Source organism: Arthrobacter caoxuetaonis (genome assembly GCF_023921125.1).
Lineage (GTDB): Bacteria > Actinomycetota > Actinomycetes > Actinomycetales > Micrococcaceae > Arthrobacter_B > Arthrobacter_B caoxuetaonis.
This window is the reverse complement of sequence record NZ_CP099467.1, coordinates 306,164-328,500: the sequence shown is the minus strand read 5'-3', so window position 1 is coordinate 328,500 and position 22,337 is coordinate 306,164. Positions and strand designations below refer to the sequence as shown.

Annotated in this window: 37 protein-coding genes; 1 reads left to right on the top strand and 36 read right to left on the bottom strand. The window is 65.0% G+C overall.

What is annotated here, in order from left to right:
• Nucleotides 1–64: 64 nt before the first annotated feature.
• The 31 genes from NF551_RS18610 to NF551_RS18460 form a co-directional block, all read right to left on the bottom strand.
• On the bottom strand, nt 65–598 hold the full coding sequence (locus NF551_RS18610; protein WP_227897375.1) for a hypothetical protein: 534 nt from the start codon (nt 596–598) through the stop codon (nt 65–67).
• Nucleotides 591–878: a hypothetical protein gene (locus NF551_RS18605; protein ID WP_227897376.1), complete on the bottom strand. Its 288-nt coding sequence runs from the start codon at nt 876–878 to the stop codon at nt 591–593. Before NF551_RS18605 ends, NF551_RS18610 begins: the two co-directional genes overlap by 8 nt.
• A 2-nt stretch (nt 879–880) precedes the next feature.
• The gene (locus NF551_RS18600; protein WP_227897377.1) at nt 881–1,174 is read right to left on the bottom strand and encodes a hypothetical protein; all 294 of its coding nucleotides are present in this window, start codon (nt 1,172–1,174) and stop codon (nt 881–883) included.
• A 38-nt stretch (nt 1,175–1,212) separates the two neighbouring features.
• On the bottom strand, nt 1,213–1,716 hold the full coding sequence (locus tag NF551_RS18595; protein WP_227897378.1) for a hypothetical protein: 504 nt from the start codon (nt 1,714–1,716) through the stop codon (nt 1,213–1,215).
• Nucleotides 1,713–2,303, bottom strand: a complete 591-nt coding sequence (locus NF551_RS18590; protein WP_227897379.1) for a hypothetical protein — start codon at nt 2,301–2,303, stop codon at nt 1,713–1,715. Before NF551_RS18590 ends, NF551_RS18595 begins: the two co-directional genes overlap by 4 nt.
• A gap of 38 nt (nt 2,304–2,341) precedes the next feature.
• Nucleotides 2,342–2,917: a helicase associated domain-containing protein gene (locus NF551_RS18585; RefSeq protein ID WP_227897380.1), complete on the bottom strand. Its 576-nt coding sequence runs from the start codon at nt 2,915–2,917 to the stop codon at nt 2,342–2,344.
• Between the two features lie 90 nt (nt 2,918–3,007).
• Nucleotides 3,008–3,319, bottom strand: coding sequence for a hypothetical protein (locus NF551_RS18580; protein WP_227897381.1), 312 nt, complete (start codon nt 3,317–3,319; stop codon nt 3,008–3,010).
• Between the two features lie 64 nt (nt 3,320–3,383).
• Complete coding sequence (locus NF551_RS18575) at nt 3,384–3,647, bottom strand: hypothetical protein (protein ID WP_227897382.1); 264 nt, start codon at nt 3,645–3,647, stop codon at nt 3,384–3,386.
• A 9-nt stretch (nt 3,648–3,656) separates the two neighbouring features.
• On the bottom strand, nt 3,657–3,998 hold the full coding sequence (locus tag NF551_RS18570) for a hypothetical protein (RefSeq protein WP_227897383.1): 342 nt from the start codon (nt 3,996–3,998) through the stop codon (nt 3,657–3,659).
• 23 nt (nt 3,999–4,021) lie between these two features.
• A complete protein-coding gene (locus NF551_RS18565; RefSeq protein WP_227897384.1) occupies nt 4,022–4,378 on the bottom strand; it encodes a hypothetical protein in 357 nt (118 codons plus the stop codon).
• A 2-nt stretch (nt 4,379–4,380) separates the two neighbouring features.
• Entirely contained in the window at nt 4,381–4,863 is a 483-nt protein-coding gene (locus NF551_RS18560; protein ID WP_227897385.1) for a hypothetical protein, read from the bottom strand.
• A 48-nt stretch (nt 4,864–4,911) separates the two neighbouring features.
• Complete coding sequence (locus tag NF551_RS18555) at nt 4,912–5,592, bottom strand: helicase associated domain-containing protein (protein ID WP_227897386.1); 681 nt, start codon at nt 5,590–5,592, stop codon at nt 4,912–4,914.
• A 32-nt stretch (nt 5,593–5,624) separates the two neighbouring features.
• Nucleotides 5,625–5,930 carry a hypothetical protein gene (locus NF551_RS18550; protein ID WP_227897387.1) on the bottom strand — a complete coding sequence of 102 codons (306 nt, stop codon included), beginning with the start codon at nt 5,928–5,930 and terminating at the stop codon, nt 5,625–5,627.
• A gap of 40 nt (nt 5,931–5,970) precedes the next feature.
• Complete coding sequence (locus NF551_RS18545) at nt 5,971–6,714, bottom strand: hypothetical protein (protein WP_227897388.1); 744 nt, start codon at nt 6,712–6,714, stop codon at nt 5,971–5,973.
• Nucleotides 6,715–6,752: 38 nt separating this feature from the next.
• Entirely contained in the window at nt 6,753–7,628 is an 876-nt protein-coding gene (locus NF551_RS18540; protein WP_227897389.1) for an ATP-grasp domain-containing protein, read from the bottom strand.
• Nucleotides 7,629–7,709: 81 nt separating this feature from the next.
• Entirely contained in the window at nt 7,710–8,294 is a 585-nt protein-coding gene (gene orn / locus NF551_RS18535; RefSeq protein ID WP_227897390.1) for an oligoribonuclease, read from the bottom strand.
• Nucleotides 8,295–8,331: 37 nt separating this feature from the next.
• Complete coding sequence (locus NF551_RS18530) at nt 8,332–8,607, bottom strand: hypothetical protein (protein WP_227897391.1); 276 nt, start codon at nt 8,605–8,607, stop codon at nt 8,332–8,334.
• A 144-nt stretch (nt 8,608–8,751) separates the two neighbouring features.
• The gene (locus NF551_RS18525; protein ID WP_227897392.1) at nt 8,752–9,723 is read right to left on the bottom strand and encodes an SPFH domain-containing protein; all 972 of its coding nucleotides are present in this window, start codon (nt 9,721–9,723) and stop codon (nt 8,752–8,754) included.
• A 125-nt stretch (nt 9,724–9,848) separates the two neighbouring features.
• Nucleotides 9,849–10,673: a hypothetical protein gene (locus tag NF551_RS18520; RefSeq protein ID WP_227897393.1), complete on the bottom strand. Its 825-nt coding sequence runs from the start codon at nt 10,671–10,673 to the stop codon at nt 9,849–9,851.
• Between the two features lie 66 nt (nt 10,674–10,739).
• Complete coding sequence (locus NF551_RS18515) at nt 10,740–11,321, bottom strand: hypothetical protein (protein ID WP_227897394.1); 582 nt, start codon at nt 11,319–11,321, stop codon at nt 10,740–10,742.
• A 109-nt stretch (nt 11,322–11,430) separates the two neighbouring features.
• Nucleotides 11,431–11,991, bottom strand: coding sequence for a hypothetical protein (locus NF551_RS18510; RefSeq protein ID WP_227897395.1), 561 nt, complete (start codon nt 11,989–11,991; stop codon nt 11,431–11,433).
• 42 nt (nt 11,992–12,033) lie between these two features.
• Entirely contained in the window at nt 12,034–12,555 is a 522-nt protein-coding gene (locus NF551_RS18505) for a hypothetical protein (protein WP_227897396.1), read from the bottom strand.
• Nucleotides 12,552–13,154 carry a hypothetical protein gene (locus NF551_RS18500; RefSeq protein ID WP_227897397.1) on the bottom strand — a complete coding sequence of 201 codons (603 nt, stop codon included), beginning with the start codon at nt 13,152–13,154 and terminating at the stop codon, nt 12,552–12,554. Before NF551_RS18500 ends, NF551_RS18505 begins: the two co-directional genes overlap by 4 nt.
• A gap of 14 nt (nt 13,155–13,168) precedes the next feature.
• Nucleotides 13,169–13,513, bottom strand: coding sequence for a hypothetical protein (locus tag NF551_RS18495; protein WP_227897398.1), 345 nt, complete (start codon nt 13,511–13,513; stop codon nt 13,169–13,171).
• An 89-nt stretch (nt 13,514–13,602) separates the two neighbouring features.
• On the bottom strand, nt 13,603–14,655 hold the full coding sequence (locus NF551_RS18490) for an RNA ligase (ATP) (RefSeq protein ID WP_227897399.1): 1,053 nt from the start codon (nt 14,653–14,655) through the stop codon (nt 13,603–13,605).
• Between the two features lie 60 nt (nt 14,656–14,715).
• On the bottom strand, nt 14,716–15,324 hold the full coding sequence (locus NF551_RS18485; RefSeq protein ID WP_227897400.1) for a DUF7255 family protein: 609 nt from the start codon (nt 15,322–15,324) through the stop codon (nt 14,716–14,718).
• A 50-nt stretch (nt 15,325–15,374) separates the two neighbouring features.
• A complete protein-coding gene (locus tag NF551_RS18480) occupies nt 15,375–15,641 on the bottom strand; it encodes a helix-turn-helix domain-containing protein (RefSeq protein ID WP_227897401.1) in 267 nt (88 codons plus the stop codon).
• Nucleotides 15,638–15,904 (bottom strand): helix-turn-helix domain-containing protein, encoded by a 267-nt coding sequence (locus tag NF551_RS18475; RefSeq protein WP_227897402.1) that lies wholly within the window; start codon nt 15,902–15,904, stop codon nt 15,638–15,640. Before NF551_RS18475 ends, NF551_RS18480 begins: the two co-directional genes overlap by 4 nt.
• A 38-nt stretch (nt 15,905–15,942) precedes the next feature.
• Nucleotides 15,943–17,265, bottom strand: coding sequence for a hypothetical protein (locus NF551_RS18470; RefSeq protein WP_227897403.1), 1,323 nt, complete (start codon nt 17,263–17,265; stop codon nt 15,943–15,945).
• 6 nt (nt 17,266–17,271) lie between these two features.
• Nucleotides 17,272–18,534 carry a hypothetical protein gene (locus NF551_RS18465; RefSeq protein WP_227897404.1) on the bottom strand — a complete coding sequence of 421 codons (1,263 nt, stop codon included), beginning with the start codon at nt 18,532–18,534 and terminating at the stop codon, nt 17,272–17,274.
• Nucleotides 18,535–18,582: 48 nt separating this feature from the next.
• Nucleotides 18,583–18,888 carry a hypothetical protein gene (locus NF551_RS18460; RefSeq protein WP_227897405.1) on the bottom strand — a complete coding sequence of 102 codons (306 nt, stop codon included), beginning with the start codon at nt 18,886–18,888 and terminating at the stop codon, nt 18,583–18,585.
• A 209-nt stretch (nt 18,889–19,097) separates the two neighbouring features.
• On the opposite strand from NF551_RS18460, the gene NF551_RS18455 reads away from it, so the two are divergent.
• Nucleotides 19,098–19,937: a hypothetical protein gene (locus NF551_RS18455; protein WP_227897406.1), complete on the top strand. Its 840-nt coding sequence runs from the start codon at nt 19,098–19,100 to the stop codon at nt 19,935–19,937.
• 72 nt (nt 19,938–20,009) lie between these two features.
• Here NF551_RS18455 and NF551_RS18450 read toward each other — a convergent pair whose 3' ends face one another.
• The 5 genes from NF551_RS18450 to NF551_RS18430 form a co-directional block, all read right to left on the bottom strand.
• Entirely contained in the window at nt 20,010–20,609 is a 600-nt protein-coding gene (locus NF551_RS18450; RefSeq protein WP_227897407.1) for a hypothetical protein, read from the bottom strand.
• A complete protein-coding gene (locus tag NF551_RS18445) occupies nt 20,606–20,887 on the bottom strand; it encodes a hypothetical protein (RefSeq protein WP_227897408.1) in 282 nt (93 codons plus the stop codon). Before NF551_RS18445 ends, NF551_RS18450 begins: the two co-directional genes overlap by 4 nt.
• A 114-nt stretch (nt 20,888–21,001) precedes the next feature.
• Nucleotides 21,002–21,319, bottom strand: a complete 318-nt coding sequence (locus tag NF551_RS18440) for a hypothetical protein (protein ID WP_227897409.1) — start codon at nt 21,317–21,319, stop codon at nt 21,002–21,004.
• A gap of 46 nt (nt 21,320–21,365) precedes the next feature.
• Nucleotides 21,366–21,998 carry a hypothetical protein gene (locus tag NF551_RS18435; protein ID WP_227897410.1) on the bottom strand — a complete coding sequence of 211 codons (633 nt, stop codon included), beginning with the start codon at nt 21,996–21,998 and terminating at the stop codon, nt 21,366–21,368.
• On the bottom strand, nt 21,998–22,309 hold the full coding sequence (locus tag NF551_RS18430; RefSeq protein ID WP_227897411.1) for a hypothetical protein: 312 nt from the start codon (nt 22,307–22,309) through the stop codon (nt 21,998–22,000). The genes NF551_RS18435 and NF551_RS18430 overlap by 1 nt, the downstream gene beginning before the upstream one ends.
• Between the last annotated feature and the right edge of the window lie 28 nt (nt 22,310–22,337).

Sequence of the window (22,337 nt, the reverse complement as noted above, 5' to 3'; positions counted from 1 at the left end):
CTCGACCGCCTATCCTGCCAGCTGTATGGCAGCTTGCCGGGCCGCGACGCGCTTCCGGGGAGGACTAGCGTTCGCGCGGTGCCCGGAGTTTCTTCAGGGATTTCTGGGCAAGGTACAGGTCGCGGACGAGGTCCCGGGCGCCGGCGGGCAGGCCCGTGAGGTCCGGCCCAAAGTAGGTGCGTGCCAGGGTAGCCTGCTCCTCTTCGATGACGTCGAGGCGCCACTGTGCCAGGGCAGCAGTATTGCGGTAGCTGGCCAGGTAGTGCTCCGCCTGTTCGCGCAGTTCCTCCGCACGGTTCTGCAGCCACGCGACATCGGCCTCAAGAGTGCAGTTGACCCGGCCGGTGCCGTCGCCGGCATATGCTCCGTCGCGCTCAACGCACACGATGGGCAGCCGCTCCTCCGGTGGTCCGGATACTCCGGCGATGTCCCCGGCGAGGCGGGCAAAGTGTGCGGTCTGCTCCGGGGAATCGAAGACGAAGACCTGCCTGCTCTCACCGTCCGCTCCAAGGATTGTGAAGCTGAGGTCTCCGTCGGGCCCTTCACGGAGAGTCAGCATTTCACCGCTGCGCGAGGTGAAGTCGGTGTAGTTAGCCATGGGTTCCCTGTTTTCCTGACAGTTTTGCTTCGGCCGTCTGCAGCTTCCGGTAGGCCCGGTGAAGCTGGCGGAGCCTGATGATCTTTTCGGCGCTCCAGCCGTAGCGTCCGGCCACTTCAAGCAGCCCTGCCCTGTCCCATCCGATGACGATCCCGTAAATCCAGGCGAAGTCGGAGGCGGAGGCCCAGTCGTTGGAGCTGAAGACAACGGCGTCGTAGACAGCGCTCAGCGGCTCGGGAGGCGTGATGGGAAGCGGCTCTGCAGCCACGGCGGCAGTCACGGTCAGCTCTCAACCTGGACGATGCGGATGGATTCGCGTTCACGTTCGAGGTTCTTGGACCAGTACTCCCAATTCGAGGCCATTTCCTCGTACCGGTGGAGGTAATCCCCAAGCAGGCGGAAGTGCAGGTCGTAGTCGTCGGCAACCAGCTCGCGCACCGCTTTCACGGAAAGCTCGGCGTCCAGCAGGTCCTGCAGCGGGATGTCGATGGAGAAGATGCGTTCGTGCTGGTAGCGGAAGACGAAGGAGTACCTGAGTGCGTAGGCGGGTGCGGCGGAGGCTGGCTGTGCGTTCATAGCCCCTATGTGTGCGGACAGTCCCGCTTCTCTCCCCGTTAGGCCGCCCGGGCGCCGGAGGCCGCCTCCTCAACCACTGTCAGGACGGTGTCGGGGCGCAGGTAGGGCCAGGACCCGTTGATGAGTACGCACCCGTTCTTCAGATGCTGGATGTTCGAGACCAAGTAGGTGCGCTGCCCCGGATCGGGCACCGCTGTCTTCTTGCGTTCCCGGTATGTCAGACTGCACATCGTCATTCCGAGGTGCCGGCCGCTGAGGTCAGCTGCCTCGAGGGTTACCGGGGCGCCGTGGATGAGCGGGTGGGTGCTGGTTTCACCGGACAGGAACGCGAAGTCGTCGACGTTCTCCCTGGTTACCGCGGCCCACGCAAGCTTGGCCTCCAGGGTCCGCTGCTCGGCACGCGCGGAGGCGAGCTCGCCGGGGATGCGTGACTGGACCCAGCCCCACTCTTCGTCGCTGAGTTCCAGGGCAGGGCGTCCGGCCGCTGCGTTCAGGGCGTTGCTGCGGGCCTTGAATTCGGCGAGGGTCAGCTCAGGCATCATGCCTCCCCGGAAGGTTCGGTGTTCGTGTAGCCGCCCAGGTAGTCAGCCCAGGCCAGCCGCGCGGCCAGGACCCGGTAAAGGTTCAGGGAGGACTCATAGGACCGGACGGCGTTCTCCAGTGAGTACCGGAGAGCATCGGGCAGGGTCCGTGCCTCATCGCGTTCCTGCTCCGTTGCCGGTGACGGGGTGATCCCCATGGCGTCGTAGTAGGCGTCTCGGCGGTGCGCGTATTCCTGCAGCGTCAGCGGTTCGATGTCGGGCATGTCGCCGCACTGGGGTTCCGGGGGTGCCGGACGAGCCGAAGGTGTGTTCAGGCGGCCCTCGACGTGGGGGAGCGCATCGACGACGATCAGGTTTGCGGGGCGGACGCGGGTTGTCGGGTAGGAGCGGACCTTCCTGACGGGACTGATCTGGTCCAGGGCGCCGATGGCGACCATCTTGTCCACTGATTCGACGATCCCGGAGACCTTCTCGGGAAACTTGCCTTCTTTGAAGTAGATGACGGTGTCCCCGGGCCGGATCTCATGTCCGCGGGCATCCGTGACCCGGGGAAGGCCGCCCCCGTTCGCCTGATCTGTTGTATCCATGCCCCCTATGTGTGCGGACAGGGTGCTTCCTCTGCCCGTTAGCCTCCTGCGAGGATCCTGCGGCGGCCTTCACCGGGGTTGGGAAGTCCGTGGGTGGCCCGGTAACGGAAGGTCCGGATGTCCGGGTAATCCAGGATGGCGCGGACACGTTCCTCGAAGGGGAGGTCCATGCCTTCGGTTTCGAGCCGGCGCCGGGCCCTGTTCAGCCATTGGTAGAGCCCGTTGTCTTCGGCGTACGTTGGCCGGTAACCGTTGCGTTCGACGTAGATTTCTGCCCGGATGAGCCATCTCTCGAACGCAGCGTCGCGCGGGGTTAGCTGGGCGGGGGGCTCGTCATCTCCTGCAGTGCCGGCCGCTTGTTCAGCCTGCGATTTGGGGATGAGGGCACCGGGAACAGCTTCCAGGAGATGGGCGATCCCGGGGTTGAGGGTTCCTGCCTGGTACTGCGGTCGGATGGTGGATTCGAGGAACAGGAGCAGGCCGAGTTCCTCGATGTTGGCTGATTCAGCCGATGGCAGCGCCCCGTGGGCCAGGTAGAAGGAGGCCAGCTGCATTGCACGGCTGAAGAGCCGTTTGTCTTTCGCCGATGTCCCCCGGCATTCAGTTTTGTACACGAGATGCAACTTTATGTTTCGGACAGGGTTTCGGACAAACGGAGACGCATTCGGACAGAGTCCGAAAGCAGCGTCCCGGGGCCTGCCGGGTTAGTCGCGGAGACTGATCAGATCGGGGGAGTAGCCCCACCCTGTTTCCTCCTGGGAAAGACCTAGGTCACCGAGGAGCCTCTCGCACTGGTAGCCGATGCGTTCCCTCGATCCGCGGAGCATGAAGAAAAGCCAGTGTTCGTGCCCGTGCATGAGGGCAGCCAGATCCGAGAACTGCGTGGCACCGGCCTCGGCCCGCTCCAGGGCTGCCAGGGTGCGGCGGCGTCCGGGAAGGCCTGCCGGAAGGATCACGAGCAGGGAAAGGCCGATGGTCGCGGCAAGGGAGGCGGCCGTGAAAAGGATGGTGTTCAAGTCGTACTTTCTGGATCAGGCAATGTCGTGGCAGCACGGCCGGCCCGGGTATTGAATGCGCAGGTCAGCGCAGAAGACATCCCCGATGAGGGCTTGTGTGGGTGCGGTGCGCCGTGCAGCAGAAATCGTCATGGTTGCAGCGCACGAAGGTGAATCTACCGGCAAGTTCCTCAAGGGGCAGCCTGTCGATAATTCGTCCGGAGCCGGTAGAGTTCTCAGCCAGGAAAACCTGCCCGCGGGACCGCAGTCCGCTGAGCGTGTATTCGTCTCCGGTGGCGTTCTCCGCATAGACAGCGCCGATATGCGGGGCAGGAGCTGAAGTGTCCATCGGGTCCTTTCAGAAACGGGTGTGCAGGCCGGCGACGAAGGCCGCAGCGACCTCGGCGTTCGGGGTCACCATCGGAGCATTCAGACCGCCGGGCAGGACGACGACCTCGAAGGTGTCTTCCTTCCACGAGACGGTCGCCCGGTTGACGGGGTTCTGCCAGATGACGGTCAGGTCATCTTCTTCCGTTGGTGCTATGGCAAAAAGGTCCGGCGCTTCCAGCCCGAACTTCTCGGCTGCCTGGAGCATTTCTGCCATGTGCGGGTGGGCTTCGCGGACAGCGGGGTTCAGCGCATCGGCGACAACGGCATCAAGCCGTGCCTGCCAGTGGCTGTCCAGTGTGCGGGGGCTCATTAGTCTTTCCTGCTGGGTGTAGCTCATTCGTCCTGCCAGTGCGTCTTCACCGGGGGCAGGCCGCGTTCGGCCCGTCCTTCGCGGCTGACCATGACGCTGGTTTCAGCGCGCAGCTCAAGGACACTCGGAAACGGCGCTGCCGGTAAGGCATACGGCGGAATCTTTACCGGAACGGTCGGACCATTCCGCCAGTTTTCGATCATTTCATGAACGGTGTCATCGACAGCCTGGAGGGTCAGAAGAACTATCGACTCGGAGAGCGGCATGCCCTTCGTGAAGTCTTCCCCGGCCTCGTAGGCGGCCTGCAGTTCCGCGGCCGCGGCGAAGATCCGGTGCTGGTGCGGAACCTCGGGCTGGTCATCAGTGGTGAACGGGTACATGCTCAGTCACTGGCTCCCCGCGGCACGGACTCCCACGGGCCGACGGCGCGGCGTTCGACGTCGAAGCCCATGCGGTGCATGGACGGGAGGTTGACCACGTCCGTGTCGATCCAGCCGGAGTGACCGGCGTTCGCACGGTAGGCGAAAGCGGGCTCGTAGGTGGAGGCGATCGTCTCGACTGCCGTCATGGCCTGATCCCAGCCGCACCGGTATTCTTCGCTCTCCCCGGCTACTGCTGTGGCCGATACCGCTTCGGCATGGATGGAGGAGAGGACGGCCGTGAAATCGCTCGTGGGTTCCTGCTTGCTCCTGGGCTGCGGGTCAAGTTCGTTGGCCAGCCCGCGAAGGGCTTCGGCTGCGTCCCGGCGGTTCATCCCAATCAGCGACATGTGGGCGTACGCAGCATCGGGGTGGATCCAGACGACAGCCACGGGTGCGCCCAGGATGGTTTCCATCGGGGATTCCGGAAGCGGGGAAGTAGTCATACCGCCTATGTGTGCGGCAGCATGCCTGTCCCTCCCCGCTCACGCCCGTCAGCTGCGGCCGGCCACCTGGGCGGCGACGGCGGCAACGCCTTCACGGTAGGCACGGTAGGTGTTCTCGTTCTCCGATGCGGTGAGTACGCGGCGCACCCAGCGTGCCAGAGGACGGGAGTCCTTCCACCCGGGCATACGGCCGTGCTTGGCTGCGTACTCCTGGAGGTCGCGGAAGTATGCGTCGGAGCTGGTGCGCTTGCGTGCCGGGACCACGGTGCCGGGGATGTCCGCGATCGGCTCGATGTCGCCGGCCGTGATGATTCCGGCGCGGAGGCCGGGGCGCAGGCGGTCGTTGAGGTAGTGGCCCAGGGAGCGTTCATGCTGGTCGCTGGATCCGATGCCGGGCAGGCGGCCGTTCTTTGCGTAGAACGCAGCAATGTCTTCGGCCCACTGGCGGTGGGTGCGGGTTGGGCGGGTCTGGAAGGCACCGGGGATGGTGCTGAGACGCTTGACGTAGTCCTCGTGGAGTTTGCCGGCCCGGTGGTTGGCGCGCTGGACGTTGAGCCAGTTGGCCAGGCGGTATTCCTCTGCGTCCGTGGTGCGGCGCTTGGGCATTGCACCCTTGGCGTCCACCCATGCGGTGAAGTCGTTGAACACCCCGGTCCAGATCCGGTTGTGCCGCGGGGTCGGCGGGGCAGGAACCTTCGCTTCTGCCGTGGTTTCAGCTGGTGTAGTCATTCTGGGGTCCAAGTTCTGTTACGGGGTGGGGGTTAGTCGGCCAGGTCGGCCCGGCGCAGGGCTGCTTCGATTTCTGCTCCGCTGGGAAGCCAAAGCAGGATGACGTCGCCATGCTCTTCGATGAGCCGTTCGGAGGTTTCGCCCCAGTCGGCATCGGTAGTGCAGAACCACTGGTGCCTGCGTGCTCCTTCGTCGGTGAACACGAGCCGCTTCTGCCATGCGTGCGGATTCAGCTCGGTGTTCAGGACAACGGAGAGCGGGGGCAGCCCCTCCACTTCCTTCCTGGTCAGCGGACGGCCGTTCAGGTGGGCGGCGGAGGCAAGTGCAGGCGTCGTCATACCCAATATGTGTGCGGCAGGGGAGTAATCTCTCACCGCCCTACCCCGGGAACGTGCGCAGGTCGTGCAGGAAGCTGGTGATTCCCCAGTCGCCGGCGTCGGTCTTGCGGACGGAGTAGGTCATGAACCCGTTGGTGACCTGCCGGCCGTCACCGGCGGAGCCGATCCCGGGGACGACGTTCATGGTGTAGTTCACGTTCATGCGGAAGGCGATGCTGCCGTCCTGTGCCAGCCAGGCGGCGTCGGGGGTGATAGTGCGTTCAAGGACCCGCGGCCCCGAATCGTAGATGTAGGAGTAGCCCTTGTAGTCCCGGGTCTGCCACGGTTCGCGCTGCACGACGGACTTGCCCTGCTCAAGGGACGTGAGCATTTCGGACTGGTTGTCCGGATGGAATGTGCTCCGGTTCTTCTTCCACCAGTCCTGGACGCTGACGCCCTCGCCGTTCAGGGCAGAGTCGATGCCTTCCCGTGCGGTGAAGGACAGGGCGAAGTGCCAGGCCTCGGCCACCTCTTTCCGGGAGTATTCGGCAAGCACCTCGGTGGCCACTGCGTCATCGGGAAGGTCCCAAGCCGGGTCGGACTTGTCGATGGTGCTCTGGCGGTAGGTACCGAAGGAAGTCTTCACTTCTGAGGCTGTCTGCACGGACGTGTTCTGGCCGCCGGCGGACGCGTCACCGCCTGAGCTGCAGCCGCCCAGGACGAGGGCAAGGCCCAGGGCTCCAGCCACGGCTGACGCGCGGATGAAGTGCCTGGCAGAAGCTGGTGGTTTCGTTGAGTAGCTCACATTCTCTTCTATGCGCCCCGGGCCGCGACGGGCCGTGTTCAGGGAGCCGGCAACGGCCGCGAACGGGAGAAGAACAGTTCATCGGGCCGCCACAGCCAGTCATCGTAGCCCGGTTCCTGCGATGCAAGCAGGGACTCGATTACTCCTGCCCGCGGGGCGTTGTAGATCCCGGAGCTCCAGGCAGCGTTCGCTTCAATGACGGAGTAGTTTCCGGCTGCGTCAGTGCCGACGTCCAGGCTGTACCCCGGCGGCTGGTCGGCACCCATGGCGTCGGCAACCTCCTGGGCGAAGGCGGCGGCTTCAGCGGTGTCCGGATAGCCGCCGTGGGTGTAGGCATCCCAGGTGATCTCGACGTCGGCGCCGTGGATTCCGGGAACCCGGCGGATGTATTCGGATGCGGCGGTGACTTTGCCATGAGCGATGAAGCACCGGTACTCCCGCCGGTAGTCCATGAGCTCTGACCACGTGCAGTGCAGGCCTCCCACGCCCGCACCGCCGCCATCCTGCAGACCGGGATGCCCGAACGCAGCGGAAACCATCTCCAGGAAGGCCTGAGGCCCCTCTGCGGGCCCGGCAGGGGCCAGGGCATGCTTGTGCTCGCTGAGCTTGTAAAAGGCCTTGTGGGGGCCGTGTGCGCCCTCCAGGGCATCGAGGGTTCCGGTCCAGACCCTGCGCCTCAGGAAGCGCTCGGGAACCCGTGAGAGCCAGTCGGGCCCCGCGGAGAGGAATGGGTGGGAACGGCCGGACTTCAGCAGCCTCATGGCCCAGCTTCCCGAACACCACAGGGCGGTGCCGTCCATGGCGGGGATGTCGAGTCCGACCGTAGCCCTGATCTCGAAGGTGTCGGCAGAGGCAAGGTCCCGGGACACCCAGGAGGACGAGGAGACGACGGTCAGATGGTCATAATGCTGCACGGGGTGCCCTTCTGAAAGCGGGGTGGAGGAAGGGCCCCGGCGGCGGTGAACGCTGCCGGGGCCCTGGGGGTGTGCAGGCTGTTAGAGGCCGCCGAACCCGTTGTCGCGGTAGTAGCGCAGCTCGTCAATGGAGGCGCGGATGTCCGTCATGGCGGTGTGGTCGCTGGCCTTGGGCGGCATCGCCTCCCATGCCTTGCGGTTCCAGCGGCGGGCAAGCTCGCCGATGGAGGAGACGTCGACCACGCGGTAGTCCATGTTCGCCCCCGTGCGGTGGAAGAACTTTTCGATGACTGCGAAGTCGTACTTCACACTGTTGCCGCCGATCACCATGCCGCGGTATTTGACGCCGTCGATGATTTCGCCCCGGACGGGGAAGAACGGTTCCGCGAACGCAGCGAGGCGGATGTCGAACTCGGACCGGGTCATGGTCGCCTCGCGGACACGGTCAATAAGGCCCGTCTTCGTGTGCATATTGGTCACGAAGTCGTTCATGACCGCCAGCTCCTCCTCGGTGGCGTGGATGGCGTACGGGCCGAAGGATGCCAGCTCATTCAGGTTGCCGTCAGTGATGACTGCGGCGCCTTCCAGGGGAGCGACGTCCGGGTTGTTCATCAGGGCGGTTGCTTCGAAATCAACCCACAGAATGTTGACGGGATGTTTGGTCATTGGTTCTTCTTTCAGGGGTTGGATGGGCCGTGGCGGCTTACCACAGCACGTCGGGGCTGCAGTCGTCGTTGGTGCATCTGTACGTGATGCTGATGCATCCGGGATCGAAACTGAGAAGACCGCCGAACAGCATCGGGCCGTAGCCGGTGTTGTCCCAGATGTCCTTCTTCAGGAATCTCCCGCAGGCATCGCAGGTGCCGGGGGCTCCGGTTACTACAGGGACACGCGCGTCGACCTGGCGCCGGTACTCGGCCCATTCAGCCGGGTAGTCCTGCTCAGCTGCCGGTGTGACATCGAACCGGGTGACGGTCATTGCGGTGCTCCTTGATCCCGGGGCCGGCATTGGTACCGCCCACAAGCCCTATGTGTGCGGCAGAGGGAAGAAATCTGCCCAGGGACGGGAACAGCCCCGGCCCATCCACGCTGGGTGGAGGACCGGGGCTGTCTGTGGCTGGTGTTAGCGGGTGCCGGGGATGACGACGCTTCCGCCGGTACCGGGCCAGCAGCTGAAGCCTGCCGGGAGCTGGTAGCCGCTCTCGGCGGACTCGGCCAGGGTGTCCATGCACTTGGAAACGAGGACGTTCGGGTCGTTGCTGACCGAGGAGGACAGCTGGCGGTTGGCTTCTGCCTGGGCGGCCGCGGTCTGCTGCTTCTGCTCGGCAATGCGGGTCTCACCGATCGCCGCGACGTAGTCGTCAAGCTTCTTCTGCGTGTTTTCGGAAAGCTGCATGTAGGAGACCGTGATGCTCTCGATCTTCGCCATTGCTTCAGTGCCAAGGCGGGCCTTCATGTCCTCTTCCACGACCTGGGAAACCGTGTCGTAATCGGGGGAGAAGGACAGCTCAGCCGAGGAGGCGTCCTTGTTGGCACCGTTGAACTGGGCTACCGGGTTGTAGTCGCTCAGGGCCTTCTGCAGGGATGCCTTCAGCTGGGTGCTGATGACAGCGTCCCGGAAGGACAGCGTCGGGTCATCGGACTTGAAGTCCTGGAACACCCGGTTGGCTTCGGATTCTACGACGGACCAGCGGTTCGTGATGGAGACACAGGCCTGGGAGCCGTCACCGATGCGGACCTGGATACAGGAATCGCCCCGGTATTCGTCCGTCTGGATGGTGCCGTCGATTTCAACGACCTTCTGCCACGGCAGCTTTGCATGCAGACCGGGGGAGAGAGTCTTCTCCGAAACCTTGCCGAAGGAGACCAGGACGCCGGCGTTCTTGGCCGAGACCTGGGTGAAGACACCGGAGGCAAGGATGGACGCCGAGACGACCAGGGCGATCGTGCCGATGGCGATAGGCGCAATGGACGGGATCTCGGAGATGAATCCGTTGTCCTCGCCGCTGGCGTTGGCTTTCTTGAGCTTCCGCCCGAGGGAGAGGACGATCAGGCCGCCGACCAGGAAGACGGCGGAGGCTATTACGGTAAACACGAGGGCCTGCTTTCGAGGGTTCGAAGTGGTGGGCCGTTCGTGGCCCGCACCCTCTATGTGTGCGGAGAGGTTTGAATCTCTCACCACGCACTCTTCAACCCCATGCCGCTGCGGCCGCTACTCGCTCACCCTGTGAACGTGTTGGGGATCGACATGCTGGCGTCAGGCGTTTCGTAGGGAACAGAGCAGTCCAGGATGTATTCATCCGGGAAACTGATCAACGTCGACGCGAGCCCGTTGGAGGAGTGCCAGTACTTCACTTCGGTCAGGGTCTCCAGGAACTCATTCTCGGCTGTCGCCGTGTAGCCGACCGACTCCCCGGGCCCGAGCACGATATACCCGGTGGACGGTTGCCCGGGCGGTGGAACCCGGTCGAATGTCCCGTACAGCTCAATGACGCTGCTCTGGCCACGCTCATCGAGACCGTAGAAATTGGGGATGTCGTACTCGGGGAAGGTCACGGGCACGTTGGTCCCGTTCGTCAGGACGCCGCGGCCGGTGACCGTGACGTATCCCATCCCGTAGCCGGGGAGCGATTCAGTGAAATCCACCGACGTAAGGCGGGCAGTGATCTGCCCGACCGGGCATTCTTTCGCGGGCGGCCAGGGTTCCGGCTCCGGCTGGGCGGCAGGCGGCGGCGCCGGCGGGGGAATGTAGGCACTCTTCTGGGGCGGGACGGACCGGGTAGGAAGCGGCTTCGGTGACGGTTTCGCCGTCTTCGCGGAAGGGCTGGGCGTGGCCTTGGCAGCAGCCGGCGACTTCGATGCCGACGGCCTGGGGCTGCTGGACTGTGCGCTGCCCGCGCTGCTGGCGGGGTCCTTGTCCCAGTAACCGGTCGCCCACAACGCCAGTACCGCCACGGCTATGACCGCAGCGACCATGGCACCGAACGCGAGCCAGCTGCCCTTGCCTTCAGTGCCGCCCTCTTCTTTTGTCCCCCCGGATGTCATAGCGGCAGTGTACGTGCCGTGAGGGACACGTCGTGCTGAAGGGGGCCTTGTTACGGCGGCCGGGACCTAGAGGGTGAGGAACCCGCCTTCGACGAGACCCTCGATGGCTATCGCCGCGTGGATGTACAAAGCCCAGCCAAGCAGGAGCGCGCCAAGGATGTAGGTGCCGTACCGGGATCTTTTGCCCATGTGTTCCGCATCCGGTGAGCGGGCCCCTCTCATGAGCAGCGCGCAGAAACCTATGGCGGGCAGGAGCGCCGGGACGATGTTCATCCGCTCGGGCTTGCGGGCCTGGCCACTGTACCGGACTGATGTGTCCAGCGGGACGCTGAGCCAGACGAAGACCGCGATGGCTGCCATCACGATGATCGTGACGATCGTGCCTGCGTTGAAGGCGCGGGCCGCACGCCGGCCAAGGGCAAGGTCGCGTTCGGTCAGCTCGATTGCAAGCCTGCCTTTCCCCGCAGTGATGCCCGTACCGGCGTCCCCGTAGGCCAGGGCCTGCTGGGCAGGGGTCAGTGGCCTGCCTGACCGGGCAAGCTTCAGTGCCCGGGCGACACTCCACCGCTCACTGAGTATTCCTGCGGCGGCAATAGCGGCGATGACCAGCCAGACCGTTGCGGTATAGACCGGCTCCCAGGCATTCAACTGACATTTCCTTCTCTCGCGGCTCCCGGCAGGGATCCCAGGGGCAATCTGTTTTACTACAGGGCACCGCCCGTACACCGCCGGTTGGCAGCGGTGCACGGGCAGGGCATCAGGAACGGACGAGGATCTCGTTCGCGCTTCCGTAGCCGAACTCGTCGTCCTCTTCCTCGGGGGAGAAACTCACGGCAACGCTCATGAGCATCCGCGGGGACGTCAGGTGCTCGAAAGCGCTTACGCCGGAGGAGACGCTCGGAGCGGTGATGGTCACGTCCACGTCCTTGGTGACCTCCTTGCCGTCGACGATCAGGACTGCTTCGACGCCGGTCGTGAAGGTCAGGAACGGCTCATGGATCTTTTCGACGGCCTCTTTCAGGAACGGGACGGGCTCCGACTCCTCGGTCAGCTGCTCAAGGATCTTGTGCTCTTCCTCGGTGAGCTGTTCGCCCAGCCAGCCGATCATGAGCTCATCGGCTTTCCCGTGCATTTCGCTCAGGAGGCTGATGGCGACCAGGTAGGTCTCCGCGGTGACGTCGACCGTGATGCTGGGCCGGGTCCCGTCCGGGTTGTCCTTCACATCGAGACTGGAGGGGACGTTGACGGTCAGCTTGAAGTTGGCCTTCTCGTCGCCTTCGGGGTGGGTGGCAAGGTATTCACGGTCAAGGGTTCTCATAACTCCCATGTGTGCGGACGGGCCCGGATCTCTCCCCGGGCGTCAGGATCCCGCCGGCTGGACCCGGTAGCGGGAAGGCTGGCCGATGATGCCTGCCATGTTGATTTCGGCCCGCATGCGGGCGCCGTCCTCCATCCAGAAGACTGCGCCCAGCGGGGAGGCCGGGTACGTGCCCGGGAGGGGCTCGTCAGGGACCACGGGCATGGCTGTTTCGCTGGGTCCCGCCCACCGTGGAACCTGCTGGGGTCCCGCCGTCGAGTTGGACGCCACGGCGTCGGGGTAGCGGGCAAGAACCCCGTTGAGTGCTCCGCGGAGGCGGTGGACCGCCCGGGCCCCGCGCGGTGCCGCACGATGGATCATGGCTTCCAGGACTGTTTCCAGCCGCGGCAGCAGCAGGACGTCGTCGCGCATGAAGACGACCCGCCCGCCGTCCAGCACCTTCACGCTGACGCCGGCGCCCAGGCTGACCACGACGGTTGAGGCGTCATCGACAGAGAGCTGAAGCAGGTTGTTCACTGTGATCTGGCTTCCGGCGGCGTTGTCGACGGTGATACTGGCGCTCATGTGTCCACCCGTTCCAGCCGTGCCAGGCGCAGGCTCAGCAGATTCGGCAGGTTGGTCAGGACCCGGCGGGCCGTCAGCTCCGGACCGGCCCCGTCGTCAACGAGGCGGATCGCTTTAGGAAGGTCTACGGGTGCCTCCAAATCCCACAGGACCGCCGCCAGCGCTTCGGTGACGTACATGTCCTGCTCGGCGTCGGCGTCGCGGTGAACGGCTACGAGGGTTGTCCCGTGGCCGGCAGGTCCGCCTTTGACGCTCTGGGCGACGAGGCGGACACCCTTGAAACCGTCGGCAGCCTTCAGGGGCGTGGACGTTTTGATGCGCAGGATCGCGCCCGCATCCTCCAGCAGGTTCAGGGGTTTGTGCCGAAGTCCGTAGCGGTTCTTGAAATCGGTCACATGCGACACACTGCGGGGCGTACGCATGAAATCAACGGCGGCACGATAGCCCTCCGGTATCGCGTGCACCGTGCCGGGTGCTGTCTGAATGGCTGCCTGTCCAGTCTCGAGGGTGATGGTCTCGCCGACCAGCACGAGGACGGGGCCGCCCATGACCTCAATGAACCTGACTGCCGGCAGCTGCTCGTATGAAAGGGGATCCATGTTTCTCCCGGCTGTTAGTCGAAGCTCGAAGAGCCGGAGTCGGACCAGCTGGAACCGGAGTCATAGCTGCTGTGCGACGGGGAGTGGTGGCTGGCTGACGGCGAATCCGAATCGGAGCTCCGGGACGACGACGAGGCGGAAGACGAGCCGCTGAGGCCGGCGATCATTGTCGCGTACCAGGCGGCGTTGTCGCTGTCCGGAGCCGACGAGGACCCCGCTGCGGGGGAGCCGGTGCGTGCCGGTGCGTAGGCTCCGCGCTGGAGGGTCTTGTCTGAGTTCCGCTTGACGATCTTGTAGGCCGGGATGGATACGGCAGCGGCGACGACCATGAAGCCGGCGGTGATCAGGGCAATTTCCAAGGGTTCTCCTAGGGGATGTTGGGGTGGGGCCGGACGGTCAGGGGGTCATCCGGGGGTGGTTCAGTTCGTGGACAGGGCTGCGGCGCCCGTCATGAGTTCTTCAGCAGCCATTTGTTGTTGATGACCTTGAAGGCGGTGCGGCCGCCAAGTTCCTGCACGGCGGTGCCGTTGGCGTGGTGCCAGACGACACCTTCAGCCTGTACGCCGGGGGTGATGACCGATTCGAGGCCGTTGACCTGCTCGACAGCTTCGGCGACGGTGGCCGGCAGGCGGAGCTTGAGGACGGGTGCGGCCATCAGGCCGATGCCGAAGGGCCAGGCACTGCGGGGGACGGGGACACCGTGGTCCAGGACGTTGAACGCTGCGAAACGCTTGCCGTTGATCTTCAGCCGGTTCTTTGCGGTCACACCGGCACCGTAGATCTCTCCCTGCACGGCCCAGCCTTCAGGAAGTTTCTCGAGGATGCCGTACTCGGCGGCGATCTTCCATGGGACCGAGCCTTCAGCCGGTGAGGCCGGTTCGGTGTACTCCCAGTTCCGTCCGGCCACGCGCAGGCGGCCTCCGTCATTGATGAAGGTGGTGGAGGTGCCGTCGATCTTCTCGGTGGCGATGAACGGCAGGTTGCGGATCCTGTCCCATGCCGCGGTGAGATTCTGGGCACGCTCGATAGTGGTCTTTGGGGCGAAGTCGCGCGGGAACGGGCCTGCTGCCTTGCCTTCCATCTCGGCCGGGACCGGCTCCTCGTACTTGCTGATGCCCAGGCGTTCAGCGAACGTGATCCCGTCCAGGCACTCATTGACCTCAGGGAATAATGCCACGGGCAGGACCAGGCCCTGTGAGTAGGTGCCGCGCAGCCGGGCGGTCTTCAGCACATGGCCGCGGATGCCGTTGACGGTCTTCTCCCCGCGGGGTGCCAGGAAAGCGAAACGCTGATCGTCCAGGGGCAGCAGGGAGTTGATCTCGAAGTAGATGACCGGGTCGCCGACGGCGAACTCGCCCTTCTTCACGACGACGTTCCAGCCCCGCACGGTTGCGGATTCGATGGCGTCGGCGTTCTCGATCGGGGTCAGGGCACTGATGCGCTCAAGTGTGGCGAGTGTGCGGTCAAGTTCACGGACCGGGGCTCCGGCAAGGGTTGTCATACCGCCTATGTGTGCGGACGCAGTGTTTGCGCTCACCGGCGGCGCGCATGGGCGTGCCTGCTATGCCAGAGTGCGGGACTCGATCATCTCCCGCAGGCGCTCCGGTGCAATCCGGCTCCTGCCGTCGAGAACGTCCCTGAAGCGGACGCCGTCGACCACATCGTAGATGGACACCCGGGCAAGCTTCCAGACCTGGTTGTCCCGGGCCCAGACGTCGCGTACGGCATCGTAGAGTGCCCGTTGCCGCCACCGGGGAGCGCCAACGCCGGTGTGGTCACCCTGGGGGCTGGCAGGGCCGAACATCGCGGAGGAGGAGCCGGAGGCCCAGTACCCTCCATAGGTCCGGCAGCGTGATTCGTGCTCCGTGCAGTACCGCCGGTAATCGGCAGTCCACGGGTAGCTGGTTCCCTCCAGGGTGGTGGCCCGGTGCCGGTTGAAATGCTCCTGTTCATCCACTTCGATGAGCAGGTTGCCCTCCACGGCGATGTCCCAGCGGCCGGAGGTGAGCAGAGTGCGCTCCTGGATGCCCTGCAGGCGGCCATAGATGTCCAGAGCCTCTGAACTGGCTTTGCATCCCATATCCGCGGTGCTGGCAGCGGGCGGCTTCACTGTGACGCGGTACCCGGCGCCGGCCAGCAGAACACCCATGGCAGTTTCTGTTTTCCCCATGCGGACACACTATCCGGCAGGACAGACAGGCCCTGCCGCGCCGGCCGGGACTACACGGTGCCGCGCCCTTCAGGGGAGGCTGCTGCCACCCTGGACTCGGCCGCACCGAGGAGATCCGACGGCGTCATCCCGAGTTCGTCAGCGAGCAGGAAAAACGTGGGCATCGGAATGTGCCGGCGCCCCTTCGGGTAAAGGTTCATGGTCACCGGGTGGATGCCCAGCTTCTCGCTGAGTTCAGACTGGGTTCGGCCCTTTTCGGTGAGCTCCCTGCGCAGCTGGGCGACCAGCGCTGCGGACAGCGCCTCGGCGCGGTTCACTCGACCGCCGCGGTTTCAGGGTTGGCAGGCTCCATTCGATCCTCGGCCGCGCCGAGCAGTTCTGCCGCCTTCATGCCGAAGACCCGTGCCATCTGGATGAACGTAACTATAGGGACCTGCCTGTGGCCTTTCAGGTACCGGTTTAGGGTGGCAGGGAAGATGTTCAGCCGTTCGCTGAGCACCTGCTGGTTCCAGTCGCGTGCAGCCATCTCAACCCGAAGCTGGACGATGATGGCTGCTGACAAGCGTTCCTCGTATGTCATCGCAACAGCCTAACGGCCGGCCAGGAGGTGCCGGCGTCCTAGGAGTTCAGGAGAAGTTCGACGTCCTTCCACGTGAACGGCGTGTGGTTGACGTCCTCGATTCCCCAGATGATGTGCCCGTTCTTGTACACACTGTGCAGTAGGTCAGTGGAGCCGTCACCGGGCCCTCCGACAGAGGCCAGATACTGCAGCAGCTCCAGAATGAAGGTTCCGGGGGTGTCCGCGTCGAAGGCAGCGTTCGTTTCGTCGTCCAGGTTCAGGTAGCAGTGCGTCTGGGATCCGGGCGCAGTACCGAGGAGCGTGTAGTAGCCGAGGTCCTCGTCAATGACGACCTTGAGACATCCAGCAAGTCCGTGCTTCTCGATAAGGGCCCGCACCGCCTGCGCGTTGTCCTCGGTGAAGGCCTCGCAGTCCATGCCGTCGAAGTCGGCCAGGATGGTGTTGTCCCCGGCCATTCCCGCGGCTTCCAGCGCTTCCACACTCTCGAAGCATGCCCCTTCCTCGTCGATGAGGAAGGCGCCTCCGGCGGCGAACGGCACGATCGGCGACACGGTCCGGGCGGTGGTGAAGGCTGGATTCGCTTCTACGGCTGCGTGGATCTGCGCGCTCTTGGTTCCGGCATGGATCCGTCCCAAAAGGGCGGCGTCCGTTGTCGCTTTGGCGATCGAGATGCGGACCGCAGGGGTCTTGTGCTTGCCGGCCAGGTACTCGTGGGTCGACACCCATGCCTTCGGGTTTCCGGCGATGGCGTTGATGACGGGCCGGTGGGTGTCATCCTTCATCCGGTCCAGTGCTGCCGGGTCGCAGATTTCCGGGATCATCGCATACACCTCGCGGACGCCGTTGGCCTGGTCCTGAATCTCGGCGGCGACGAAGGCAGGAATCCGGGGATCCAGCGGGAACCCTTCCGTGGCTGCCGTATGCAGCTTCCTGAGGAGGTGGCCGCGTTCGCTCTTCTTCTTGCTCCAGAGGTACTCGAAGACTGCCGTGTCGGACGCTGCGTGGAGGCTGTCGCACAGGGTTGAGATCGCCCGGGAGGAGAATTTCCCTCCAAGGACGGCGGCTGCGAAGGCCTGCGGGTCGGCTGTCCGGTTGCCTATCGCCTGCGCGCGGACCCTCTCGGACGGGTCGGCGGCCAGCAGGGACAGGGTCGCTGCCGGTATTGCCCGGCGACCGGCGACTGCTTCCCGGACGTCATCGTCGGGATCCCGGGCGAGCACGTCGAAATCCTGCGGCGACAGGTGCTCGTTCCTGGTCAGGTCCCGCCTGTCCTCGGTGCTGCCGGAGCGCAGGACGCTCTGGATCCATGCCGGGTCCGCGGTGGTGCGGATGTCGGCTGCTGAGCAAATTCTGACGTACATGGGGTCCTAATCGTTGATGGGGTGTACCCCTAATGTGTGCGGAGAGGGCCGGTTCTCTGCCCGGCGCAGCACAAACCAGTGAGCGGCCAGTCCCGCGGCGGGTCCGGCCATCAGCGCCAGAACACACCTGCCCTCGATCGGCAGAGGAACCAGCAGGCAGCCGAATGCAGCCACGGACGCGGCCACCCATCCGCCGGCGTAGGCCAGGTGCCTTCCTTCAGCCAGGAGAGCGGTGCCCGTGAGCGTCAGCACGGCAATGACAGCCGAAGCTATCGTCAGAGCGGCCAGCACCCAGCGGGCCACAACGTAGTCCGGTCCCAGGATCAGCATGAGCTGCGGACCGGCAGCTGCAGAGAGACCCGCCCCGGCAGCCCCGAGAGCCAGGGTGGCTGTAACCGGTGTCCTGAGTGCTTTGGTGCCGGAGGCCATGACGGCGGCCATGACCATCCCCTGGAATGCGTGGAGCGGAAGCATGATCGGGGCACGCGTCAGGGTGATGGCCAGCAGCAGGGGAGCAGCGCGGCTGAAGTCTTCGGGCGGCGTCGTGATCTTCACCAGCAGGGGAAATGAAACGATCAGTGCAGCGGACGCGGCAGCTGACACGAGGGCATGGCCGGTCTGGAACGCCAACTGCCCCGCCGGCACGTCGGCCCGCATCGGAAGGGTCCCGCGGGCAGACGGCGAGACTGCCAGCAGCACCAGCCACGCGAGCAGGGCAGTCAGGCATGCGGCTTCGACCCCGAAGAGTGAACCGCCAAGCAGAGCCGCCAGCACTACGGCACCGAACCGGAGCGACGCTTCGAGCGCGGTCAGCGCCGAGACTGATGCCCAGCGGCCGCTGCCCTGCAGGGCTCCTGCCATCGCGGCATGGACAGAGAACATCACTGCCGCTGCCGCCAGCGTCAGGACAGCCCAGGTCCCGTGGCCTGAGAAGAGACGGTCGGCGAACGGCAGCCCGGCCCCGGCGACGGCTCCTGCCATGGCGGCACCGGCCAGCAGGGCATTGGGCATGATGAGGGCACCGGGCCTGCTTCCCCGGGCGCCGGCAGTGACAGCTCCGGCGGCGCGCATCGTTTCCACGGTGACTCCGCCCAGGACCCCGGTGACACCGAACAATGCCGCCCAAAAGACCAGGAACTCTGCGTTCTCCTCCGGGGAGAGGTGCCTTGCTGCCACCAGCAGGACCAGGAACCCGGACGCGGCAGCCCACAGGGAGGCTGCGCCGACCAAGGAAGCCGTCCGCAGACGGGGGCTGCTGACAGGGCTCAAACCGGCATCATCGAGGCAGCATCATGGAAACTGCCGTACCTGCCCGTCTCAGCGGTTGGCCGCGAAGAAGGCTTCAACGATCTGGTCAGCCGTCGAACCCGGGGGGATGGTGACACCGGGGTCCTCGTCGTCCGTGGTGCCCACATACAGGTCATCGGTGTTGAAGACCGAGTTCTCAGGGTTGGCGAAATCGTAGGCGCCGGGACCGGCAATGATGATGCGGCGGCTCATGACGGCGTAGATCGTCGCCGTGCCTCCGCCGGTCTGGTAGACGAGGCAGTCAATGCCTTTGTCGGTCAGACCCTTGAGGATCTGGCCGGCGGTGATTTCGTTGGAGTTCTCGCTCTGGTTCAAGATGCTGCCTGTCTGTTCGGTGGTCCAGATGAGGACCGTTCACCAGTAATGTGTGCGGAGCCCTGGACAAACCTCACCGCCGGACACACTTCGGTACGCCGGCTGAGCGGGTCTCAAACTGGCCCTGACACCTATGTGTGCGGAGCGAAGCCGAGTGCTCACCACCGCGTGTGGGGAAAGACCGGCCGGGTGCCGCACACATAGAGCGCATGACAACCAAGACGGAACTTGAACAGCTCGATGACATCCATGAGGGCTTCAGCATCCTCGAAGGCGACCTGCGCTGCGCTATCACTGACATCAAGGAACAGCAGCGGACCCTGGAACTGATCATCCTCGCCAAGGGCATCCAGAGAGCCTTCCCGGAGGCCGTTGAACTGAAGGTGGCGATACGCGAAGGTGTGGCCGTCCCCCTCCAGCTCCTCGGCCGGACAGATGCCGAAGGCGGACGGAAGGGGCTGGCGTTCGATAAACGCGAGCTGCTCGCCTGGGGCAGGGGCCTTGAGAAGCTCGACATCGAAGGCTGGCTTCTGGATGAACTGCTGGCTGAGATCTCGAAGGGCAGCGACGGGTCATGGATCAACCTGGTCGACGCCCTGCCCGACGTCGACACCGATTTCGAGGATCCGTACCGGGTCCACAAGACGGAGTTCAGCATTCTGCTCTCCCGCGCGGCGGGGCTTCCCGTGCCGGTGCTTGGTGCCGTTACCGTGCCGGCAGACCGCATGGAGACCCCTGATGCTCCGGGAGCTGAATCCCTCCGCCGGCTGCGGTCCGGCATCAAGGGCATCTTCCCGGACGCGTACATGCTCTACATCCGGCGCCGGGACGATGAATGGGAGGCTGAAGAGCTCGCCGATGAGACAGGCCTGGTGCTGAGGTCTTCGGAACCCCTGGCAGCTGAAGCCATTCCGGGCGGGACCGTCGGTGAAACCCTTGCCCGGATTCCGGCATCGGCCATGGTCCGGCTTCTGACCGGGGTCGATGACGAGGAGCTTGATCGTCCCGGGGCCGTGTTGGGTGTCCTGATCGACCCCGACCGCCGGTAGTCTGGTCCAGCGAACAGGAAGGCCGCCGGCACGATACCCGTGTCGGCGGCCTTTTCGCTGCCTGCAGTCCCGTTAGATGGTCCGTGGCTCCTTCATTTCAAGGTGCCGGTAGGCCCAGTCCAGGGCCTCGGGATCTTCGGTGGCTGTGCCGTCACAGACCGCGTCCAGCCGCTTCATGAATTCCGCGGAGTCAGGCTCGAAGCTGAACATCGCCAGAACGGCAGCCTCGGAGTAGGCCGTCTTGGGATCGCAACCGTCGCACAGCAGGGTCCTGTCCGGGTCCCCGATGGCACGCTCAAACGTGGGCGCCTGGCACCGGGTGCAGAAAAGTCCGAGTTCCTCCGGGGTGAAGGCGTCGCTGCGGCGGGTCTGGCAGCGGGAGCAGGTGCCAGCCGGTCCGTCGGGTCTTACCGGAACCCACTCGTGGCCCGGGCAGTCGAGGTAGGCGCGCAGCTTTGACCAGCACTGCTCGTCGGCTTCGGCTACGCTCGCCCCTTCGCCGCGGATGAAGGCACCGTCGGGGAAGCACTCCACGAAGGAGGTGTGCCGGGCCGGTGCCGGGTCCTTGAACCCGATGACGATCCCGTTGCCGCCCTGGACGTAGATGCCCGCGTAGTCGTGCCGGGAGTTGAAGGTCTCGTCCGGATGGCAGGACAGCTTGATGGTGCTCATGAAGGGTCCAGGCCGGGAACGGTCAGAAGCTCTGCCGGCACGCTGATGCGGCGGGTCTTCGCCTCAACGCTGTTGTGGATGAGCCAGACCCTGAAGTGTCCGTCTTTGGCGCCGATCCTCTCGCCCAGGTCAATGTTGTAGGCCTCCGGGTCGCTGACGGTGTTGTCGACCGGGAACTCCGGGGCGTTCTGGCGGATCCACTCGCTTGCCTGCCGGTGGACGGCCGCGCGGTATGCCTCGATCCGTTCGTACAGTCGGTTGTAGTCGTCGTAGTCCATGGGGTCTCCTCATCGGTTGGGTGCTTGCAACCCTTATGTGTGCGGCGTTGTGAGCGTCTCTCGACATGGAAAGTGCCCCCGCCCGGCTGGACAGGGGCACGTGGCCGGGTGTGCTCAGGCGCAGTCGCCGAACACTTCGATGGAGGTTCCTTCCGGGACTGCGATTCTGACGGCGGGATCGTCGCGGCGGTCAGGGCGCGGGCAGAACGAGACCGGCCAGTCCGGGAACCCGGAGCCTTCCGGTGCCGATACGTTCAGGTCCCAGCCTTCGCTGCCGTAGAGGGCGCTGACGACCAGGAAGGCGCCGTCGGGTGCTTTCAGGCGGCCCTTCCAGGTCTTGTCCCAGCAGTCGAACTCGTCGCTGATGGCACCTTCGACCTCCACGAGGTCATCGGATGCGCCGTAAATGAGGATGCTGTTCTCTTTGCTCATGTCCTCTATGTGTGCGGCACGCCTGACCGCTTTCCCCGGAGACCGGTTAGGGCCGCGGAGATGGCAGGTCGGCCCGGCACTGCTCGGAAGCTTTGATGACCCATTCGGGGGTGTCGATCTCGTATCCGCCGTCGAAGGTGCCTACCCAGTGCTGCGCGTCCACGCCGCGGGTGAGACGGTCAGGACGTGCCGCCATCCGGTAACGCTGCTGGGTGTCGCTTTCGCTGGCGATCCAGGACACGGAGAGTTCAGCGGGAATGAACAGACCCGACCGGAACGGTGTCAGGGGTGAGCCCTCGACACGGAACCTGCGGTTCAGCCCGGTGCCGAGGCTGATCTCACCGGCGGGCAGTTCGGTGCCCTGGACGAAGGCGGAACGCAGTTCATCTGCTGCAGCTGCCACCCAGGCCGGCATTCCCGGCGGGTAGGCGGCGTCACCGTGGGACTGCCAGTGGCCGAAGACGGTGGCTTTCCGCTCCGCCGGCCACAGGTACGCGGTAAAAGAATTACCCTGGCGCGGGACGTCGCCGTCGTAAAGGATCCAGGAGAGCAGCATGTCGGCCGGGACGAACGGGCTGAACGGAGGCAGTTTGGCCTGCACCGGGGTGCTGTCAGTGACGGGGCCGCGGACCTGAATGCTGCGGGAACGGGTCTCTTCCGTCAGGATGAGGGCTGCCATTAGCGGACCTCCCGGATGACCTGCAGCTGCTCCCCGTCCTCGCCGGTTTCCAGCACGATGTCCAGGACAGTGTTGCGCTGCCGGACCGGACCGTGGTTGATGCGGGCACGCAGGGTCGAGGAAATAGCCCGGCCCTCCACAGCTGAGATGAGGGGTGTGTATGCCGTGCCGCGGCCTGAGGGGTTGGCATTCGTCATGGCCGTACGGAAGGATACGAGGCTGCGGCCGTTCGGTGCCGGCTCAATGCTCAGGATCGCGGCCGTGTGGGTTTTAGGGGCCGTACCGGCTGAAGGTATCTGCGGGGAAGTCATGCCTGCTATGTGTGCGGCAGTCCCAGTT

What these genes read in the sequence shown, in the direction of transcription:
- NF551_RS18610 (WP_227897375.1), bottom strand. Translation starts at nt 598, where the DNA reads ATGGCTAACTACACCGACTTCACCTCGCGCAGCGGTGAAATGCTGACT.
- NF551_RS18600 (WP_227897377.1), bottom strand. Translation starts at nt 1,174, where the DNA reads ATGAACGCACAGCCAGCCTCCGCCGCACCCGCCTACGCACTCAGGTAC.
- NF551_RS18595 (WP_227897378.1), bottom strand. Translation starts at nt 1,716, where the DNA reads ATGATGCCTGAGCTGACCCTCGCCGAATTCAAGGCCCGCAGCAACGCC.
- NF551_RS18590 (WP_227897379.1), bottom strand. Translation starts at nt 2,303, where the DNA reads ATGGATACAACAGATCAGGCGAACGGGGGCGGCCTTCCCCGGGTCACG.
- NF551_RS18575 (WP_227897382.1), bottom strand. Translation starts at nt 3,647, where the DNA reads ATGGACACTTCAGCTCCTGCCCCGCATATCGGCGCTGTCTATGCGGAG.
- NF551_RS18570 (WP_227897383.1), bottom strand. Translation starts at nt 3,998, where the DNA reads ATGAGCCCCCGCACACTGGACAGCCACTGGCAGGCACGGCTTGATGCC.
- NF551_RS18565 (WP_227897384.1), bottom strand. Translation starts at nt 4,378, where the DNA reads ATGTACCCGTTCACCACTGATGACCAGCCCGAGGTTCCGCACCAGCAC.
- NF551_RS18560 (WP_227897385.1), bottom strand. Translation starts at nt 4,863, where the DNA reads ATGACTACTTCCCCGCTTCCGGAATCCCCGATGGAAACCATCCTGGGC.
- NF551_RS18555 (WP_227897386.1), bottom strand. Translation starts at nt 5,592, where the DNA reads ATGACTACACCAGCTGAAACCACGGCAGAAGCGAAGGTTCCTGCCCCG.
- NF551_RS18550 (WP_227897387.1), bottom strand. Translation starts at nt 5,930, where the DNA reads ATGACGACGCCTGCACTTGCCTCCGCCGCCCACCTGAACGGCCGTCCG.
- orn (WP_227897390.1), bottom strand. Translation starts at nt 8,294, where the DNA reads ATGACCAAACATCCCGTCAACATTCTGTGGGTTGATTTCGAAGCAACC.
- NF551_RS18530 (WP_227897391.1), bottom strand. Translation starts at nt 8,607, where the DNA reads ATGACCGTCACCCGGTTCGATGTCACACCGGCAGCTGAGCAGGACTAC.
- NF551_RS18520 (WP_227897393.1), bottom strand. Translation starts at nt 10,673, where the DNA reads ATGACATCCGGGGGGACAAAAGAAGAGGGCGGCACTGAAGGCAAGGGC.
- NF551_RS18510 (WP_227897395.1), bottom strand. Translation starts at nt 11,991, where the DNA reads ATGAGAACCCTTGACCGTGAATACCTTGCCACCCACCCCGAAGGCGAC.
- NF551_RS18505 (WP_227897396.1), bottom strand. Translation starts at nt 12,555, where the DNA reads ATGAGCGCCAGTATCACCGTCGACAACGCCGCCGGAAGCCAGATCACA.
- NF551_RS18500 (WP_227897397.1), bottom strand. Translation starts at nt 13,154, where the DNA reads ATGGATCCCCTTTCATACGAGCAGCTGCCGGCAGTCAGGTTCATTGAG.
- NF551_RS18490 (WP_227897399.1), bottom strand. Translation starts at nt 14,655, where the DNA reads ATGACAACCCTTGCCGGAGCCCCGGTCCGTGAACTTGACCGCACACTC.
- NF551_RS18485 (WP_227897400.1), bottom strand. Translation starts at nt 15,324, where the DNA reads ATGGGGAAAACAGAAACTGCCATGGGTGTTCTGCTGGCCGGCGCCGGG.
- NF551_RS18475 (WP_227897402.1), bottom strand. Translation starts at nt 15,904, where the DNA reads ATGACATACGAGGAACGCTTGTCAGCAGCCATCATCGTCCAGCTTCGG.
- NF551_RS18470 (WP_227897403.1), bottom strand. Translation starts at nt 17,265, where the DNA reads ATGTACGTCAGAATTTGCTCAGCAGCCGACATCCGCACCACCGCGGAC.
- NF551_RS18455 (WP_227897406.1), top strand. Translation starts at nt 19,098, where the DNA reads ATGACAACCAAGACGGAACTTGAACAGCTCGATGACATCCATGAGGGC.
- NF551_RS18450 (WP_227897407.1), bottom strand. Translation starts at nt 20,609, where the DNA reads ATGAGCACCATCAAGCTGTCCTGCCATCCGGACGAGACCTTCAACTCC.
- NF551_RS18445 (WP_227897408.1), bottom strand. Translation starts at nt 20,887, where the DNA reads ATGGACTACGACGACTACAACCGACTGTACGAACGGATCGAGGCATAC.
- NF551_RS18440 (WP_227897409.1), bottom strand. Translation starts at nt 21,319, where the DNA reads ATGAGCAAAGAGAACAGCATCCTCATTTACGGCGCATCCGATGACCTC.
- NF551_RS18435 (WP_227897410.1), bottom strand. Translation starts at nt 21,998, where the DNA reads ATGGCAGCCCTCATCCTGACGGAAGAGACCCGTTCCCGCAGCATTCAG.
- NF551_RS18430 (WP_227897411.1), bottom strand. Translation starts at nt 22,309, where the DNA reads ATGACTTCCCCGCAGATACCTTCAGCCGGTACGGCCCCTAAAACCCAC.